We start from the raw sequence: 13,136 nt of genomic DNA on the forward strand, positions 1-13,136 counted from the left end.
CGCGTTAAATCCCCTTCACCTGCGTTGATGCCTTAACGCAGGCGCCCCTTCAACTTGGCCTTTTTGATGAGATCGCCATACTGATGCGCCAGCAGGTGCGACTGGATCTGGCTGATCGTGTCGACCGTGACGTTGACCACGATCAGCAGGCTGGTCCCGCCGAGGAACAGCGGCACGCCCGTCTGCGCGATGCCCCATTCGGGAATGACGCAGACGATGGTCAGGTAGATCGCGCCGATCACGGTGATACGCGTCAGCACGTAGTCGAGGTACTCCTCGGTCCGCTTGCCCGGACGGATGCCCGGGATGAAGCCGCCATTCTTCTTCAAGTTCTCCGACGTCTCTTCGGGATTGAAGACGATCGCCGTGTAGAAGAAGCAGAAGAAGATGATGCCGATGGCGTAGAGCGCCATGTACAGCGGCTGGCCATGCTGGAGGTACTGCAGCACGGTCTGGAGGATCGAGCCAAAGGTCGTATCGGTGTCCACGGAATTGCCCGCGAACTGGGTGATCGTCAGCGGCAGCAGGAGCAGCGAGCTGGCGAAGATCGGCGGGATGACACCTGCAGTATTGAGCTTGAGCGGCAGGTGCGAACGGTCGGCCTGCATCATTCCGCGCTGCGTCGCGCGCTTGGGATACTGGATGAGAAGGCGCCGTTGGGCGCGCTCGAAGAAGCAGATGCCAAGGATCAGCAGCACCGCCATAACGATGAAGCCGACGATCGTACCGGTCGAAATCGAACCTTCCGAATAGCCCTTGCCCATGTTGCTGACGAATGTCGGGAACTGGGCGACGATACCGGCCATGATGATCAGCGACACGCCGTTGCCGATGCCGCGACTGGTGATCTGTTCACCCAGCCAGAGGAGGAACATGGTCCCGCCGACAAGGCTGATGACGGCACCTACACGGAACATCAGGCCCGGTTCGACGACGGCCTGAAGGCCGCTTTGCGCACCGTAGCTTTCAAGGCCGGATGCAAGGAACCAGCCCTGGATCGCGCACAGGAAGACCGTGCCGTAGCGGGTATACTGGTTGAGCTTCTGGCGCCCTGCCCCGCCCTCTTTCTTCAGCGCGGCGAGACTCGGATGCAGTGCAGCCGCCAGCTGCACCACGATCGAGGCCGTAATGTAGGGCATGACGCCGAGCGCGATGAGACTCATGCGCTCAAGGCTGCCGCCCGAAAAAGTGTTGAACAGGTCGAGGATGCCACCGCGCGTCTGATCATACAGGTCGCTGAGGATGAGCGGATTAACGCCCGGCAGCGGCACGAAGCTCAGGAAGCGGAAGACGATCAGCGCGCCGATGGTGAACCAGATACGGTTCTTGAGCTCGGTGGCTTTCGAGAAATTGGCGAGGCTGAGGTTGCTCGCGATATTGTCGGCGCGTGATGCCATTGGTCGTATTCGATCCTAGCTTGTCGCCGGCCCGTCCCGGCGCTGACCGGACAGATAGGGAGAGGGGGGCGGAATGTCGAACCCCGCCCCCCGCTTTTTTGTCGGTTACTTGGCCTTCTTGGCCTTGTTGGCTTCGGCGCGAGCAGCCTTTTTCTCGTGCTCGGGCTGGGCCTTCTCGATGATCTCGACCTTGCCGCCAGCCTTTTCGACTGCCTCGATCGCGCCCTTCGACGCGCCGGCAACCTTGAAGGTGACCTTGGTCTTCAGTTCGCCCTTGCCGAGCAGGCGGACGCCGTCCTTGCCACCACGTGCGAGGCCGGCAGCCTGCAGCGCTTCGTGGTCGAGGGTCTTCTTGGTGTCGAGCTTCTTGGCGTCGATGAACTTCTGGACCATGCCCAGGTTCACTTCGGCATAGTCCTTGGCGAAGAGGTTGTTAAAGCCACGCTTCGGCAGGCGCATGTGAAGCGGCATCTGGCCGCCTTCGAAGCCCTTGATGGCGACGCCCGAACGGCTCTTCTGGCCCTTCTGGCCACGGCCGCCGGTCTTGCCCTTGCCCGAGCCGATGCCACGGCCCACGCGGATGCGGGACTTACGGGCGCCTTCGTTGTCGCGGAGATCGTTCAGTTTCATAGTGTGCACTCGCTTTCGCTTTAGTTCGCGCTGAAAAATGGAAGCGGCCCGCTATCGCAGCAGGCCGCCTCCGTCAATTGTGCTGTCGCAGATCAGTCGACGATCTGGACGAGATGCGGGATCTTCGCGATCGCGCCACGCACCTCGGGGGTGTCCTGGCGCTCGACGATCTTGTGCATCTTGTTCAGCCCAAGACCGATGAGGATCTTGCGCTGGCTTTCCGGACGGCGGATCGGCGAACCGACCTGCTTGATCTTGATGGTGCTGTTCTTGGCCATCGATCTTACTCCGCGATAGCGGCGGCGTCGGCTTCAGCCTCGGCCTCCGATGCCCCGCCGCGACCCAGGAGGTCGGCAACCTTCTTGCCGCGACGCTGGGCCACCGACTTCGGCGAAGTCTGGTCCTGCAGCGCATCGAAGGTGGCGCGGATCATGTTGTAGGGGTTCGAGGTGCCGACCGACTTGGTCACCACGTCGGCAACGCCGAGGCTCTCGAACACGGCGCGCATCGGACCACCGGCGATGATGCCGGTACCTGGAGGCGCGGTGCGGACGGTGACCTTGCCGGCACCGAAGCGACCGTTGCCGTCGTGATGGAGGGTACGGCCCTCCTTCAGCGGAACGCGGATCATCTTCTTGCGCGCCGAGGCAGTCGCCTTCGAGATGGCTTCCGGCACTTCGCGGGCCTTGCCGTGGCCGAAGCCGACGCGACCCGAGCCGTCACCCACGACGACCAGCGCAGCGAAACCGAAGCGCTTGCCGCCCTTCACCGTCTTGCTGACGCGGTTGATGTGGACGAGCTTCTCGATGATGCCGTCGTCTTCTTCCTCGCGCTTGCCGCGACGGTCATCACGACCGCGACCGCGACCGCGGCCTTCGCCACGCTCGCCACCGCGACCACGGCCACGGCCCTGGCGTTCCTGCGGCTGGCCTTCGTCGCCCTGGGCAGCCGACTGGTTGTCGGCAGCTTCGGACGGCGTGTCGGCGATTGCCGGCTGCTCGTTGGTCACCGCGTGCTCGGTCTCGGCAGCCACGGTTTCTTCGTTCTTGTTTTCGTCAGCCATCATCAGAACTCCAGCCCGCCTTCGCGAGCGGCGTCGGCCAGCGCCTTGACGCGGCCATGGAACAGGAAGCCGCCGCGATCGAACACGACGGTGGTCACACCGGCCTTCTTGGCTGCGGCGGCGATGTCGCTACCAACCTGCTTGGCGGCGTCGACATTGGCACCCGAGTTCTTCGCACCGAGCGTCGAGGCGGCGGCGAGGGTCTTGCCCGCGGCGTCGTCGATGATCTGCGCGTAGATGTGCTTGCCGGTGCGGTGGACCGAAAGGCGCGGCTTGCCGCCCGAAACGCTCTTGAGAGCGGTACGGACGCGGCGGCGGCGGCGTTCGAAGAGGGAAAGCTTTGCCATCTTACTTCTTCTTCCCTTCCTTGCGGAAGATGTATTCGCCGCGGTACTTGATGCCCTTGCCCTTGTAGGGTTCGGGCTTGCGCCAGCGGCGGACTTCGGCGGCAAACTGGCCAACGGCCTGCTTGTCGATGCCGGAAATCTCCACGGTGGTCTGGTCGGGGGTCTTCACTTCGAGACCTTCGGGAACGTCGAGGTCGACGTCGTGCGAATAGCCGAGCTGAAGCTTGAGCTTCTTGCCCTGCGCATTGGCACGGTAGCCGACGCCGGTGATCTCGAGGACCTTGGTGAAACCGTCGGTCACGCCTTCGACGAGGTTCGACACGAGCGTGCGCTGCATGCCCCAGTGGCTGCGGGCAGCCTTGGTGTCGTTCGCCGGCTTGACTGCGATTTCGCCGTCTTCGAGCTTGTACTCGACCAGGTCCGACAGACCCATCGAAAGGGTGCCCTTGGGACCCTTCACGTTGAGCATGCCGTTATCGATGGCGGCAGTGACCCCGCTCGGGATCGCTACCGGCTTCTTGCCGATGCGGCTCATCAGAACACCTCCGCCAGCACTTCGCCGCCGACGTTCTGCGAACGGGCTTCCGCGTCGGAAAGCACGCCCTTCGGCGTCGAGACGATGGTGATGCCAAGGCCATTGCGCACAACCGGGAGTTCCTTCGAACCCGAGTAGACGCGGCGGCCAGGCTTGGAGACGCGAGCGACATGCTTGATCGCAGGTTCGCCCTCGAAATACTTCAGTTCGATCCGCAGCTGCGGGTGCTTGCCCGAGGTGTCGTCGCTGAAGCCACGGATGTAGCCTTCACGCTGGAGCACTTCGAGGACGTTCGCACGCAGCTTGCTGGCGGGCGAAAGGACGCTGTCCTTCTTCGCGCGCTGGCCGTTGCGGATACGGGTGAGCATATCACCCAGGGGATCGGTCATAGCCATCTGTCTTTACCTCACCAGCTCGACTTGGTCAGGCCCGGAATCAGGCCCTTGTTGCCGAGGTCGCGCAGTTCGACGCGGCAAAGCCCGAACTTGCGGTAGTAGCCGCGCGGGCGGCCGGTGGTGGAGCAGCGGTTGCGAACACGCGTCGGGTTCGCATTGCGCGGCAATTCAGCCATCTTGAGGCGGGCCATCAGGCGCTCGGTCTCGTCGGCATTCTTGTCGTCAGCGATAGCCTTCAGCTTCGCGTACTTGTCCGCATACTGCTTGACGAGCTTCTTGCGACGCTCGTTCTTGTTGATCGAACTCAGTTTCGCCATTGGACTTAAGTTCCTCTATTAGCGGCTCACGCCGCTTCCTTCTCTTCCGACGCTTCGGCCGGGAACGGGAAACCGAACAGACGGAGCAGCTCGCGCGCTTCTTCGTCGGTCTTCGCCGTGGTGGTTACGATGATGTCCATGCCCCGGACCTTCTCGATCTTGTCGTAGGAGATTTCGGGGAAGACGATCTGTTCCTTCAGACCCATGGCGTAGTTGCCACGGCCGTCGAACGACTTGGGGTTCAGGCCACGGAAGTCGCGGATGCGGGGCATTGCGACGGTGACGAGACGGTCCATGAATTCGTACATGCGTTCACGGCGCAGGGTGACCTTGCAACCGATCGGCATGCCTTCACGCAGCTTGAACTGCGCGATCGACTTCTTGGCCTTGGTGATGACCGGCTTCTGACCAGCGATCAGAGCCATTTCCTCGGCGGCCGTCTGGACCTTCTTCTTGTCCTGGCTGGCTTCGCCGACGCCCATGTTGAGCGTGACCTTCTCCAGCTTCGGAACTTCCATGGCATTCTTGTAACCGAACTTCTCGGTCATCGCCTTGACGATCACGTCGTCGTAGCGCTTGCGCATGCGGGGGGTATAATCAGCCATCGATGGTCTCCCCGGACTTGACGGCAACGCGCACCTTCTTGCCGTCCTTCGAGGTTTCGAAGCGGACGCGGGTGGGCTTGCCGGACTTGGGATCGGCCAGCGCGACCTTCGAGATGTGCATCGGCGCTTCGAAGCGATCGATGCCACCCTGCGGGTTCTGCTGGGTCGGCTTGCGGTGACGGGCAGCGACGTTCACGCCTTCGACGACGACCTTGCCGTCCTTCGGCATGACCTTCGCGACGGTGCCGGTCTTGCCCTTGTCCTTGCCGGACAGGACGACGACGCTGTCACCCTTCTTGATCTTTGCGGCGGCCATTACAGCACCTCCGGAGCAAGCGAGATGATCTTCATGAAGCCGCGGCCGCGCAGTTCGCGCACGACGGGTCCGAAGATACGGGTACCGATCGGTTCCTCGTTCTTGTTGACGAGAACCGCGGCGTTGCTGTCGAAGCGGATAACGCTGCCGTCGGGACGACGGACGTCCTTCTTCGTGCGCACGATGACGGCGCGATGGACATCGCCCTTCTTCACCTTGGTGCGCGGCTGGGCTTCCTTGACGGAAACCACGATCACGTCGCCCACGGAAGCAGTCCGGCGCTTCGACCCGCCCAGTACCTTGATGCACTGGACGCGCTTTGCGCCGCTGTTGTCCGCGACGTCGAGATTGGATTGCATCTGGATCATCGATCCGGTTCCTTCTCACTGGCTTGCCGGAACCAGTCCGGCAGTTCCTTACGTCTAACTGCTCAGTTACCTGCGGCTGCGACGTCGAGGTCAGCCTCGACAGCCTGCGTGCCACCTGCGGTAACGCGATCGATCACCTGCCAGGTCTTGGTCTTGGAGATCGGCTTGGTTTCTTCGATGCGCACGACGTCACCGAGCTGGTACTCGTTCTTCTCGTCATGGGCATGGTACTTCTTCGAGCGACGGATGATCTTCCCGTAGAGCGGGTGCTTCACCTTGCGCTCGACGAGCACGGTCACGGTCTTGTCGGTCTTGTCGGAGGTGACGGTCCCGATCAGGATACGCTTGGGCATGGTCTACTCCTTAAGCCTTGGCTGCGGCGCTGGCGGCGCGCTCGGTCTGCAGCGTCTTGATCTTGGCGATCGAACGACGCACTTCGCGAATGCGGGCCGGAGCCTCGAGCTGGTTCGTGGCCGCCTGGAAGCGGAGGTTGAACTGCTCGCGCTTGAGCGTGGTCAGTTCCTCGGCCAGCTGGTCGTCCGACTTCTGGCGCAGGTCTTCAATCTTGGCCATCATTCGCCTCCCAGGTGCGAGGTGTCGCCCAGGCGGGCAACGACCTTGGTCTTGATCGGCAGCTTCATCGCTGCGCGCTCGAACGCTTCGGCGGCCAGCGGGCCGGCAACGCCGTCGAGTTCGAACAGGATGCGGCCCGGCTTCACGCGAGCTGCCCAGTATTCGATCGAGCCCTTGCCCTTACCCTGACGGACTTCGGCAGGCTTCTTCGACACCGGCACGTCGGGGAACACGCGGATCCACAGGCGTCCCTGACGCTTGATGTGGCGAGTGATCGCACGACGAGCGGCCTCGATCTGGCGCGCGGTGATCCGCTCGGGCTCCATCGCCTTCAGGCCGTACGACCCGAAGTTGAGCGTGGTGCCGCCCTTGGCGTTGCCATGGATCTTGCCCTTGAACGCCTTGCGGTACTTGGTTTTCTTCGGTTGCAGCATGGTTCTTTCCTAATCCTGCAATCAGCGAGCCGGGCGGACGCCGGAAGTCTGGGCTTCCATCATCAGGCGGTCCTGTGCGGTCGGATCGTGGGCGAGGATCTCGCCCTTGAAGATCCAGCACTTGATGCCGATGATGCCATAAGCGGTCAGAGCTTCGGCTTCAGCGTAGTCGACGTTGGCACGCAGCGTGTGCAGCGGAACGCGACCTTCGCGATACCATTCCACACGGGCGATTTCCGCACCGCCGAGACGGCCGCCGCAGGTGATCTTGATGCCTTCCGCACCGAGGCGGAGAGCCGACTGCACGGCGCGCTTCATGGCGCGACGAAAGGCGACACGGCGGACCAGCTGGTCGGCGATGCCCTGGGCGACGAGCTTGGCATCGATTTCCGGCTTGCGGATTTCGACGATGTTCAGCTTCACTTCGCTGTCGGTCATCTTCGACAGCTGCGAACGCAGCTTCTCGATGTCCGCGCCCTTCTTGCCGATGATGACACCGGGGCGGGCAGCGTATATCGACACGCGGCACAGCTTGGCCGGACGCTCGATCACCACCTTCGAAATCGCCGCCTGGGTCAGGTTCTCGACGATGAACTTGCGGATCTCGATGTCTTCCTTGAGCAGCTTGGCGTAGTCGCGCCCTTCGGCGTACCAGCGGCTGTCCCAGGTGCGGTTGATCTGCAGGCGCAGACCGATCGGATTGCTCTTATGGCCCATCTTACGCCTCTTCCTGCTCGCGAACCACGATACGCAGCCGGCTGAACGGCTTGAGGATGCGCGTGGACTTGCCACGGCCGCGCGTGTGGAAGCGCTTCATGGTGATCGACTTGCCGACCGACGCTTCCGCAACGACGAGTGCATCGACGTCGAGGTTGTGGTTGTTTTCCGCATTGGCGATCGCCGAAGCGAGAACCTTGCTGGCGTCACGCGCCATCGCCCGCTTCGAGAAGGCGAGGATGTTCATGGCCTCTTCGGCCTTCTTGCCACGGATCAGGGCGGCGACGAGGTTGAGCTTCTGCGCCGAACCACGGATCGTGGTACCGACGGCCAGCGCCTCGTTATCCGCAACGCGGCGGGGTGCTTTCTGCTTGCTCATCAGCGCTTACCCTTCTTGTCGGCAGCGTGACCCGGGAAAGTGCGCGTAGGAGCGAACTCGCCGAGCTTGTGGCCGACCATTTCTTCCGAAACGGACACGGGGATGAACTTGTGGCCGTTGTAGACGTTGAACGTGAGCCCAACGAACTGCGGCAGGATCGTCGAACGACGCGACCAGGTCTTGATCGGTGCACGACCACCATTGTCCTGTGCGTCCTCCGCCTTCTTGAGAAGGCTGAGCTCGACGAACGGACCTTTCCAGACGGAACGAGCCATGTCGGATTACCTCTTCTTCTTGGCGTGGCGCGAACGGATGATCATCTTGTCCGTCTGCTTGTTGTTGCGGGTACGGGCGCCCTTGGTCGGCTTGCCCCACGGGGTAACCGGGTGACGGCCACCGCTGGTGCGGCCTTCACCACCACCGTGCGGGTGGTCGACCGGGTTCTTGGCGACACCGCGGGTGAGCGGCTTCTTGCCCATCCAGCGACGACGACCGGCCTTGCCCATGTTCTGGTTCTGGTTGTCGGGGTTCGACACGGCGCCAACGGTGCCCATGCAGTCGGCGCGCAGGTAACGCTGCTCGCCGCTGTTGAGGCGCACGATGACCATGCCGCGGTCACGACCGACCAGCTGGACGTAGGAACCGGCGGCGCGGGCGATCTGGCCGCCCTTGCCCGGCTTCATCTCCACGTTGTGGCAGATGGTGCCGACCGGCATCTGGCCGAGCAGCATGGCGTTGCCGGGCTTGGTGTCGGCCTTCTCGGCTGCGATCACCTTGTCACCGACGGCCAGGCGCTGCGGCGCCAGGATGTAGGCCAGTTCGCCGTCCTCGTACTTCACCAGGGCGATGAAGGCGGTGCGGTTCGGATCGTACTCGAGCCGTTCGACAGTGCCTTCGACGTCCCACTTGCGACGCTTGAAGTCGACGTAGCGGTACTTCTGCTTGTGGCCGCCAGCCATGCCGCGCGAGGTGACATGACCCTTATTGTTGCGACCACCGGTCTTGCGCTTGCCTTCGACGAGCGACTTGACCGGCTTGCCCTTGTAGAGGCCCGACTTGTCGACGAGGATCAGGCCGCGACGGCCCGGGCTCGTGGGTTTGTAGTTCTTGAGTGCCATTTCTCTCTAGCCCCTCAGATACCGCTGGTGACGTCGATGGAATCGCCGTCCTTCAGGGTGACGATGGCCTTCTTCATGTCCGTGCGCTTGTAGGTCTTGCCCTTCCAGCGCTTGGTCTTGCCCTTGGCCACGATCGTGTTCACGCCGGTCACGCCGACACCGAAGATCGCCTCGATGGCTTCCTTGATCTGCGGCTTGGTGGCGTCGTTGGCGACCTTGAAGACAACCGCGTTGTTCTCCGAAGCCAGCGTAGCCTTCTCGGTGATGTGCGGCGCAAGGATCACGTCGTAGTGACGCGCGTCGATTTCCTGCTTCTTAGCCATTGAAACGGGCCTCCAGCTTCTCGACCGCGTCCTTGGTGAGGACGAGCGTGTCATGCTTCAGGATGTCGTAGACGTTGGCGCCCACTGCCGGCAGCACGTTGACGCCGGGGATGTTGCGGGCAGCCTTGGCGAAACCGTCGTTGACGCTCTCACCGTCGATCACCAGCACCTTGCCGCTCCAGCCGTTCTTGCCGAAGGTGGCGACCAGCGCCTTGGTCTTGGCGTCCTTGAGCTCGAGGCTGTCGACGACGACGAGGCCGTCCTTCGCCTTGCTCGACAGGGCCATCTTGAGACCCAGGGCGCGGACCTTCTTGTTCAGCGACTGGTTGAAGTCGCGCTTGCGGGCACCGTGGGCCTTGCCGCCGCCGATGAAGATCGGCGCGGCGCGGTCACCGTGGCGAGCCGTGCCGCCGCCCTTCTGGCGACCCCACTTCTTGCCGGTGCGGGCAACGTCCGAACGCTCGCGCGTCGGGCGGGCAGTTCCGCGGCGGTTTTCGAGCTGCCACGTAACGACGCGGTGCAGGATGTCGGCGCGCGGCTCGACGCCGAAAACGGCATCGTTCAGCTCGACGTCGCCAGCAGCCTTGCCGTCGATTTTCTGGACCTTCACCTTCACGGATCAGCCCTCCTTGTTTTCGTCCGAGCCGGTGTCGGCTGCGGGCGTATCGGTGGTGGTTTCGGTGTCCGCACCAGCTTCCTGAGATTGCAGCAGGGCTTCCTGCTGCTCGGCGGAAATTTCGGTGCCGACTTCATGCTCGGCTGCGCTCTCGACCATGCCGGCAGCAGCTTCTTCCGAAGCGAACTCGTCCTGGTTGCGATACATCACACCCGGGAACGGCAGGTCGGCGTGGTCGATCTTGACCGCGTCCTTGACCAGCAGCCAGCCGTTCTTCGCACCCGGGACCGAGCCCTTGACGAAAAGGAGGCCGCGATCGGCGTCGGTGCGGACGATCTCGAGGTTCTGCTGGGTGCGCTGACGGTCGCCCATGTGGCCGGCCATCTTCTTGCCCTTGAACACGCGACCCGGATCCTGGCGGTTACCCGTCGAACCGTGTGCACGGTGGCTGATCGAGACACCGTGGGTGGCGCGCATACCGCCGAAGCCCCAACGCTTCATGGCGCCGGCGAAGCCCTTGCCCTGCGTGTGACCGGTAATGTCGACCTTCTGGCCAGCAACGAAGTGCTCGGCCGAAATGCGCGCACCAACCGGAAGCAGAGCCTCTTCGGTCTCGACGCGGAATTCGGCGACCTTCATCTTCAGCGAAACGCCAGCCTTCGCGAAAGCTTCGCGCTGCGGCTTGTTGACGTTCTTCTGCTTGGCTTCGCCCGAGCCGACCTGGACTGCGAAATAGCCATCGCGATCTTCGGTACGGTGAGCGGTAACCTGACAATTCTCCAACGCGAGAACGGTGACCGGCACGTGCCGACCGTCCTCCTGGAAGAGGCGGGTCATCCCGACTTTCTTTGCGATAACGCCTGTGCGCATCGTCAAACTCCTAAACAGAGGCACGTGGGGCCCATCCCCAAGTGCTTGCCAGCCCAATTTGTGATGCGTCGCCCCGTCCGGGCTGATTGCCCCCTCGCCAGTGAAGGCTGCGGGAGCGAGACGGGGGACGCAGACCCGGATCAGATCCGGCGGTATCCCGATGTCTTGCCGGTCCTACGGACCAGCGGGGCAATCGAGGGCCCCAGAACTTCCGGCCGGTTTAAGGTCCTGCCGGGGACCGGATCAGCGGCTTAGGCCAGCTTGATCTCGACGTTCACGCCAGCTGCGAGGTCGAGCTTCATCAGCGCGTCGACGGTCTGGGCGTTCGGCTGCACGATGTCGAGCAGACGCTTGAAGGTGCGCACCTCGAACTGCTCGCGCGACTTCTTGTCGATGTGCGGGCCGCGGTTCACGGTGAACTTCTCGATACGCGTCGGCATGGGAATGGGGCCACGAATAAGGGCGCCGGTGCGACGTGCGGTTTCGGCGATTTCGCCAGTTGCCTGGTCGAGAACGCGGTGGTCGAACGCCTTGAGGCGAATGCGAATATTCTGAGCTTCCATTACCTATACCGATGCGAAAGAGCCAAACGGGCCGTTTCCAACCCGCAAAAAAAGAAAGGCCCGCCCTGCTTGACCCCGGTTTCCCGGTACGGGCGACCTTCCCTTGAATTCTTGCGACAGGGACGAATCCCCGTCTGTGGGCGCGCATATACGGAGGAGACCCCCATCTGGCAACCCCCAAATCCAACAGCTTTTCGCCGAGTGGAAACGGGTCAGACGAACCGTGCGCGCGGGCCGTCCAATGCCTTCATTAAAAGCGAAGGCCCGCCCCTCTATCTGAGGAGCGGGCCAACGTTTTTCAATCGCTTGCGCGAAGCTTACTTCGTGATCGAAGCAACAACGCCCGAGCCGACGGTGCGGCCGCCTTCGCGGATTGCGAAGCGCAGACCTTCGTCCATGGCGATCGGAGCGATCAGCTTGACCGAGATAGTCACGTTGTCGCCCGGCATCACCATTTCGGTGCCTTCGGGAAGGATCACTTCGCCGGTCACGTCGGTGGTGCGGAAGTAGAACTGCGGACGGTAGTTAGCGAAGAACGGCGTGTGACGGCCGCCTTCGTCCTTCGACAGGACGTAGACTTCTGCGCTGAACTCGGTGTGCGGGCTAACCGAACCGGGCTTGCAGAGGACCTGGCCACGCTCGACGTCTTCACGGCCGATGCCGCGAATGAGGGCGCCGATGTTGTCGCCAGCTTCACCACGGTCGAGCAGCTTGCGGAACATTTCCACGCCGGTGACGGTGGTCTTCTGGGTGTCCTTGATGCCGACGATTTCGACTTCGTCGCCAACGTTCACGATACCGGTTTCGACACGGCCGGTGACGACGGTGCCACGGCCCGAGATCGAGAACACGTCTTCGATCGGCATCAGGAACGGCTTGTCGACCGGACGCTCCGGCTGCGGGATGTGCTCGTCAACGGCGTTCATGAGCTCGATGATCGAGTTCTTGCCGATTTCGTCGTCACGACCTTCGAGAGCGGCGAGAGCCGAACCCTTGACGATGGCGATGTTGTCGCCGTCGAAGTCGTAGCTCGAGAGCAGTTCGCGGACTTCCAGTTCGACGAGCTCGAGGATTTCCTCGTCGTCAACCTGGTCGACCTTGTTCATGTACACGACGAGAGCCGGAACGCCGACCTGACGGGCAAGCAGGATGTGCTCGCGGGTCTGCGGCATCGGGCCGTCGGCTGCGTTCACGACCAGGATCGCGCCGTCCATCTGGGCAGCACCGGTGATCATGTTCTTGACGTAGTCGGCGTGACCCGGGCAGTCGACGTGCGCATAGTGGCGCGCAGCGGTTTCGTACTCGACGTGTGCGGTCGAGATGGTGATGCCGCGCTCGCGCTCTTCGGGAGCCTTGTCGATGTTTGCGAAATCGACCGCCGAACCGCCGTGCTCTTCAGCCATCACCTTGGTGATCGCCGCCGTCAGCGTGGTCTTGCCATGGTCGACGTGACCGATGGTGCCGATGTTGCAGTGCGGCTTGTTCCGCTGGAATTTTTCCTTCGCCATTTCTCAATTTACCTCTGTCTGAAGAGTTGAATTTCCGTGGTGCGGGCGGTGCCTGACGGAAT

At 62.7% G+C, this 13,136-nt stretch carries 23 protein-coding genes; all 23 read right to left on the bottom strand.

The window, feature by feature from the left end:
- Nucleotides 1-32: 32 nt before the first annotated feature.
- The 23 genes from secY to tuf all read right to left on the bottom strand — a co-directional run bounded on the left by secY (nucleotide 33) and on the right by tuf (nucleotide 13,074).
- Complete coding sequence (gene secY, locus RAM60_RS07655) at nucleotides 33-1,397, bottom strand: preprotein translocase subunit SecY (protein WP_369027255.1); 1,365 nt, start codon at nucleotides 1,395-1,397, stop codon at nucleotides 33-35.
- A 105-nt stretch (nucleotides 1,398-1,502) separates the two neighbouring features.
- Nucleotides 1,503-2,027 (bottom strand): 50S ribosomal protein L15, encoded by a 525-nt coding sequence (rplO, locus tag RAM60_RS07660; protein WP_369027254.1) that lies wholly within the window; start codon nucleotides 2,025-2,027, stop codon nucleotides 1,503-1,505.
- Between the two features lie 92 nt (nucleotides 2,028-2,119).
- A complete protein-coding gene (gene rpmD / locus RAM60_RS07665) occupies nucleotides 2,120-2,305 on the bottom strand; it encodes a 50S ribosomal protein L30 (RefSeq protein ID WP_200980810.1) in 186 nt (61 codons plus the stop codon).
- 5 nt (nucleotides 2,306-2,310) lie between these two features.
- Nucleotides 2,311-3,090, bottom strand: coding sequence for a 30S ribosomal protein S5 (gene rpsE, locus RAM60_RS07670; RefSeq protein ID WP_425504519.1), 780 nt, complete (start codon nucleotides 3,088-3,090; stop codon nucleotides 2,311-2,313).
- A gap of 2 nt (nucleotides 3,091-3,092) precedes the next feature.
- Entirely contained in the window at nucleotides 3,093-3,437 is a 345-nt protein-coding gene (gene rplR / locus RAM60_RS07675) for a 50S ribosomal protein L18 (RefSeq protein WP_200980811.1), read from the bottom strand.
- A 1-nt stretch (nucleotide 3,438) separates the two neighbouring features.
- Nucleotides 3,439-3,972 (bottom strand): 50S ribosomal protein L6, encoded by a 534-nt coding sequence (gene rplF / locus RAM60_RS07680; RefSeq protein ID WP_200980812.1) that lies wholly within the window; start codon nucleotides 3,970-3,972, stop codon nucleotides 3,439-3,441.
- Entirely contained in the window at nucleotides 3,972-4,367 is a 396-nt protein-coding gene (gene rpsH, locus RAM60_RS07685; RefSeq protein WP_369027253.1) for a 30S ribosomal protein S8, read from the bottom strand. The genes rplF and rpsH overlap by 1 nt, the downstream gene beginning before the upstream one ends.
- Before the next feature lie 11 nt (nucleotides 4,368-4,378).
- Entirely contained in the window at nucleotides 4,379-4,684 is a 306-nt protein-coding gene (rpsN, locus tag RAM60_RS07690) for a 30S ribosomal protein S14 (protein WP_200980814.1), read from the bottom strand.
- Nucleotides 4,685-4,710: 26 nt separating this feature from the next.
- On the bottom strand, nucleotides 4,711-5,289 hold the full coding sequence (gene rplE / locus RAM60_RS07695; RefSeq protein WP_200980815.1) for a 50S ribosomal protein L5: 579 nt from the start codon (nucleotides 5,287-5,289) through the stop codon (nucleotides 4,711-4,713).
- Nucleotides 5,282-5,605, bottom strand: coding sequence for a 50S ribosomal protein L24 (rplX, locus tag RAM60_RS07700; protein WP_200980816.1), 324 nt, complete (start codon nucleotides 5,603-5,605; stop codon nucleotides 5,282-5,284). The genes rplE and rplX overlap by 8 nt, the downstream gene beginning before the upstream one ends.
- A complete protein-coding gene (gene rplN / locus RAM60_RS07705) occupies nucleotides 5,605-5,973 on the bottom strand; it encodes a 50S ribosomal protein L14 (RefSeq protein WP_006831888.1) in 369 nt (122 codons plus the stop codon). The genes rplX and rplN overlap by 1 nt, the downstream gene beginning before the upstream one ends.
- Nucleotides 5,974-6,035: 62 nt before the next feature.
- Nucleotides 6,036-6,326, bottom strand: coding sequence for a 30S ribosomal protein S17 (gene rpsQ, locus RAM60_RS07710; protein WP_200980817.1), 291 nt, complete (start codon nucleotides 6,324-6,326; stop codon nucleotides 6,036-6,038).
- A gap of 10 nt (nucleotides 6,327-6,336) precedes the next feature.
- Nucleotides 6,337-6,546: a 50S ribosomal protein L29 gene (gene rpmC / locus RAM60_RS07715; RefSeq protein ID WP_200984232.1), complete on the bottom strand. Its 210-nt coding sequence runs from the start codon at nucleotides 6,544-6,546 to the stop codon at nucleotides 6,337-6,339.
- Nucleotides 6,546-6,980 carry a 50S ribosomal protein L16 gene (gene rplP / locus RAM60_RS07720; protein WP_200980818.1) on the bottom strand — a complete coding sequence of 145 codons (435 nt, stop codon included), beginning with the start codon at nucleotides 6,978-6,980 and terminating at the stop codon, nucleotides 6,546-6,548. The genes rpmC and rplP overlap by 1 nt, the downstream gene beginning before the upstream one ends.
- A gap of 21 nt (nucleotides 6,981-7,001) precedes the next feature.
- Nucleotides 7,002-7,697 (bottom strand): 30S ribosomal protein S3, encoded by a 696-nt coding sequence (gene rpsC / locus RAM60_RS07725; RefSeq protein WP_200980819.1) that lies wholly within the window; start codon nucleotides 7,695-7,697, stop codon nucleotides 7,002-7,004.
- Between the two features lies 1 nt (nucleotide 7,698).
- The gene (gene rplV / locus RAM60_RS07730; RefSeq protein ID WP_200980820.1) at nucleotides 7,699-8,076 is read right to left on the bottom strand and encodes a 50S ribosomal protein L22; all 378 of its coding nucleotides are present in this window, start codon (nucleotides 8,074-8,076) and stop codon (nucleotides 7,699-7,701) included.
- On the bottom strand, nucleotides 8,076-8,351 hold the full coding sequence (gene rpsS / locus RAM60_RS07735; RefSeq protein WP_200980821.1) for a 30S ribosomal protein S19: 276 nt from the start codon (nucleotides 8,349-8,351) through the stop codon (nucleotides 8,076-8,078). Before rpsS ends, rplV begins: the two co-directional genes overlap by 1 nt.
- A gap of 6 nt (nucleotides 8,352-8,357) precedes the next feature.
- A complete protein-coding gene (rplB, locus tag RAM60_RS07740) occupies nucleotides 8,358-9,194 on the bottom strand; it encodes a 50S ribosomal protein L2 (protein WP_200980822.1) in 837 nt (278 codons plus the stop codon).
- 14 nt (nucleotides 9,195-9,208) lie between these two features.
- On the bottom strand, nucleotides 9,209-9,517 hold the full coding sequence (locus RAM60_RS07745; protein ID WP_200980823.1) for a 50S ribosomal protein L23: 309 nt from the start codon (nucleotides 9,515-9,517) through the stop codon (nucleotides 9,209-9,211).
- On the bottom strand, nucleotides 9,510-10,133 hold the full coding sequence (gene rplD / locus RAM60_RS07750; protein WP_200980824.1) for a 50S ribosomal protein L4: 624 nt from the start codon (nucleotides 10,131-10,133) through the stop codon (nucleotides 9,510-9,512). The genes RAM60_RS07745 and rplD overlap by 8 nt, the downstream gene beginning before the upstream one ends.
- Nucleotides 10,134-10,136: 3 nt before the next feature.
- Nucleotides 10,137-11,003, bottom strand: a complete 867-nt coding sequence (gene rplC / locus RAM60_RS07755; RefSeq protein ID WP_200980825.1) for a 50S ribosomal protein L3 — start codon at nucleotides 11,001-11,003, stop codon at nucleotides 10,137-10,139.
- A 251-nt stretch (nucleotides 11,004-11,254) separates the two neighbouring features.
- Nucleotides 11,255-11,566, bottom strand: a complete 312-nt coding sequence (gene rpsJ, locus RAM60_RS07760; protein WP_086436159.1) for a 30S ribosomal protein S10 — start codon at nucleotides 11,564-11,566, stop codon at nucleotides 11,255-11,257.
- A gap of 317 nt (nucleotides 11,567-11,883) precedes the next feature.
- On the bottom strand, nucleotides 11,884-13,074 hold the full coding sequence (gene tuf, locus RAM60_RS07765) for an elongation factor Tu (RefSeq protein WP_369027252.1): 1,191 nt from the start codon (nucleotides 13,072-13,074) through the stop codon (nucleotides 11,884-11,886).
- Between the last annotated feature and the right edge of the window lie 62 nt (nucleotides 13,075-13,136).

It is taken from the genome of Qipengyuania sp. RANM35 (genome assembly GCF_041021145.2).
Taxonomy (GTDB): Bacteria; Pseudomonadota; Alphaproteobacteria; order Sphingomonadales; family Sphingomonadaceae; genus Qipengyuania; species Qipengyuania soli.

Coding starts and splice junctions, on each gene's coding strand:
- secY (WP_369027255.1), bottom strand. CDS start 1,397: ATGGCATCACGCGCCGACAATATCGCGAGCAACCTCAGCCTCGCCAAT.
- rplO (WP_369027254.1), bottom strand. CDS start 2,027: ATGAAACTGAACGATCTCCGCGACAACGAAGGCGCCCGTAAGTCCCGC.
- rpmD (WP_200980810.1), bottom strand. CDS start 2,305: ATGGCCAAGAACAGCACCATCAAGATCAAGCAGGTCGGTTCGCCGATC.
- rpsE (WP_425504519.1), bottom strand. CDS start 3,090: ATGGCTGACGAAAACAAGAACGAAGAAACCGTGGCTGCCGAGACCGAG.
- rplR (WP_200980811.1), bottom strand. CDS start 3,437: ATGGCAAAGCTTTCCCTCTTCGAACGCCGCCGCCGCCGCGTCCGTACC.
- rplF (WP_200980812.1), bottom strand. CDS start 3,972: ATGAGCCGCATCGGCAAGAAGCCGGTAGCGATCCCGAGCGGGGTCACT.
- rpsH (WP_369027253.1), bottom strand. CDS start 4,367: ATGGCTATGACCGATCCCCTGGGTGATATGCTCACCCGTATCCGCAAC.
- rpsN (WP_200980814.1), bottom strand. CDS start 4,684: ATGGCGAAACTGAGTTCGATCAACAAGAACGAGCGTCGCAAGAAGCTC.
- rplE (WP_200980815.1), bottom strand. CDS start 5,289: ATGGCTGATTATACCCCCCGCATGCGCAAGCGCTACGACGACGTGATC.
- rplX (WP_200980816.1), bottom strand. CDS start 5,605: ATGGCCGCCGCAAAGATCAAGAAGGGTGACAGCGTCGTCGTCCTGTCC.
- rplN (WP_006831888.1), bottom strand. CDS start 5,973: ATGATCCAGATGCAATCCAATCTCGACGTCGCGGACAACAGCGGCGCA.
- rpsQ (WP_200980817.1), bottom strand. CDS start 6,326: ATGCCCAAGCGTATCCTGATCGGGACCGTCACCTCCGACAAGACCGAC.
- rpmC (WP_200984232.1), bottom strand. CDS start 6,546: ATGGCCAAGATTGAAGACCTGCGCCAGAAGTCGGACGACCAGCTGGCC.
- rplP (WP_200980818.1), bottom strand. CDS start 6,980: ATGCTGCAACCGAAGAAAACCAAGTACCGCAAGGCGTTCAAGGGCAAG.
- rpsC (WP_200980819.1), bottom strand. CDS start 7,697: ATGGGCCATAAGAGCAATCCGATCGGTCTGCGCCTGCAGATCAACCGC.
- rplV (WP_200980820.1), bottom strand. CDS start 8,076: ATGAGCAAGCAGAAAGCACCCCGCCGCGTTGCGGATAACGAGGCGCTG.
- rpsS (WP_200980821.1), bottom strand. CDS start 8,351: ATGGCTCGTTCCGTCTGGAAAGGTCCGTTCGTCGAGCTCAGCCTTCTC.
- rplB (WP_200980822.1), bottom strand. CDS start 9,194: ATGGCACTCAAGAACTACAAACCCACGAGCCCGGGCCGTCGCGGCCTG.
- RAM60_RS07745 (WP_200980823.1), bottom strand. CDS start 9,517: ATGGCTAAGAAGCAGGAAATCGACGCGCGTCACTACGACGTGATCCTT.
- rplC (WP_200980825.1), bottom strand. CDS start 11,003: ATGCGCACAGGCGTTATCGCAAAGAAAGTCGGGATGACCCGCCTCTTC.
- rpsJ (WP_086436159.1), bottom strand. CDS start 11,566: ATGGAAGCTCAGAATATTCGCATTCGCCTCAAGGCGTTCGACCACCGC.
- tuf (WP_369027252.1), bottom strand. CDS start 13,074: ATGGCGAAGGAAAAATTCCAGCGGAACAAGCCGCACTGCAACATCGGC.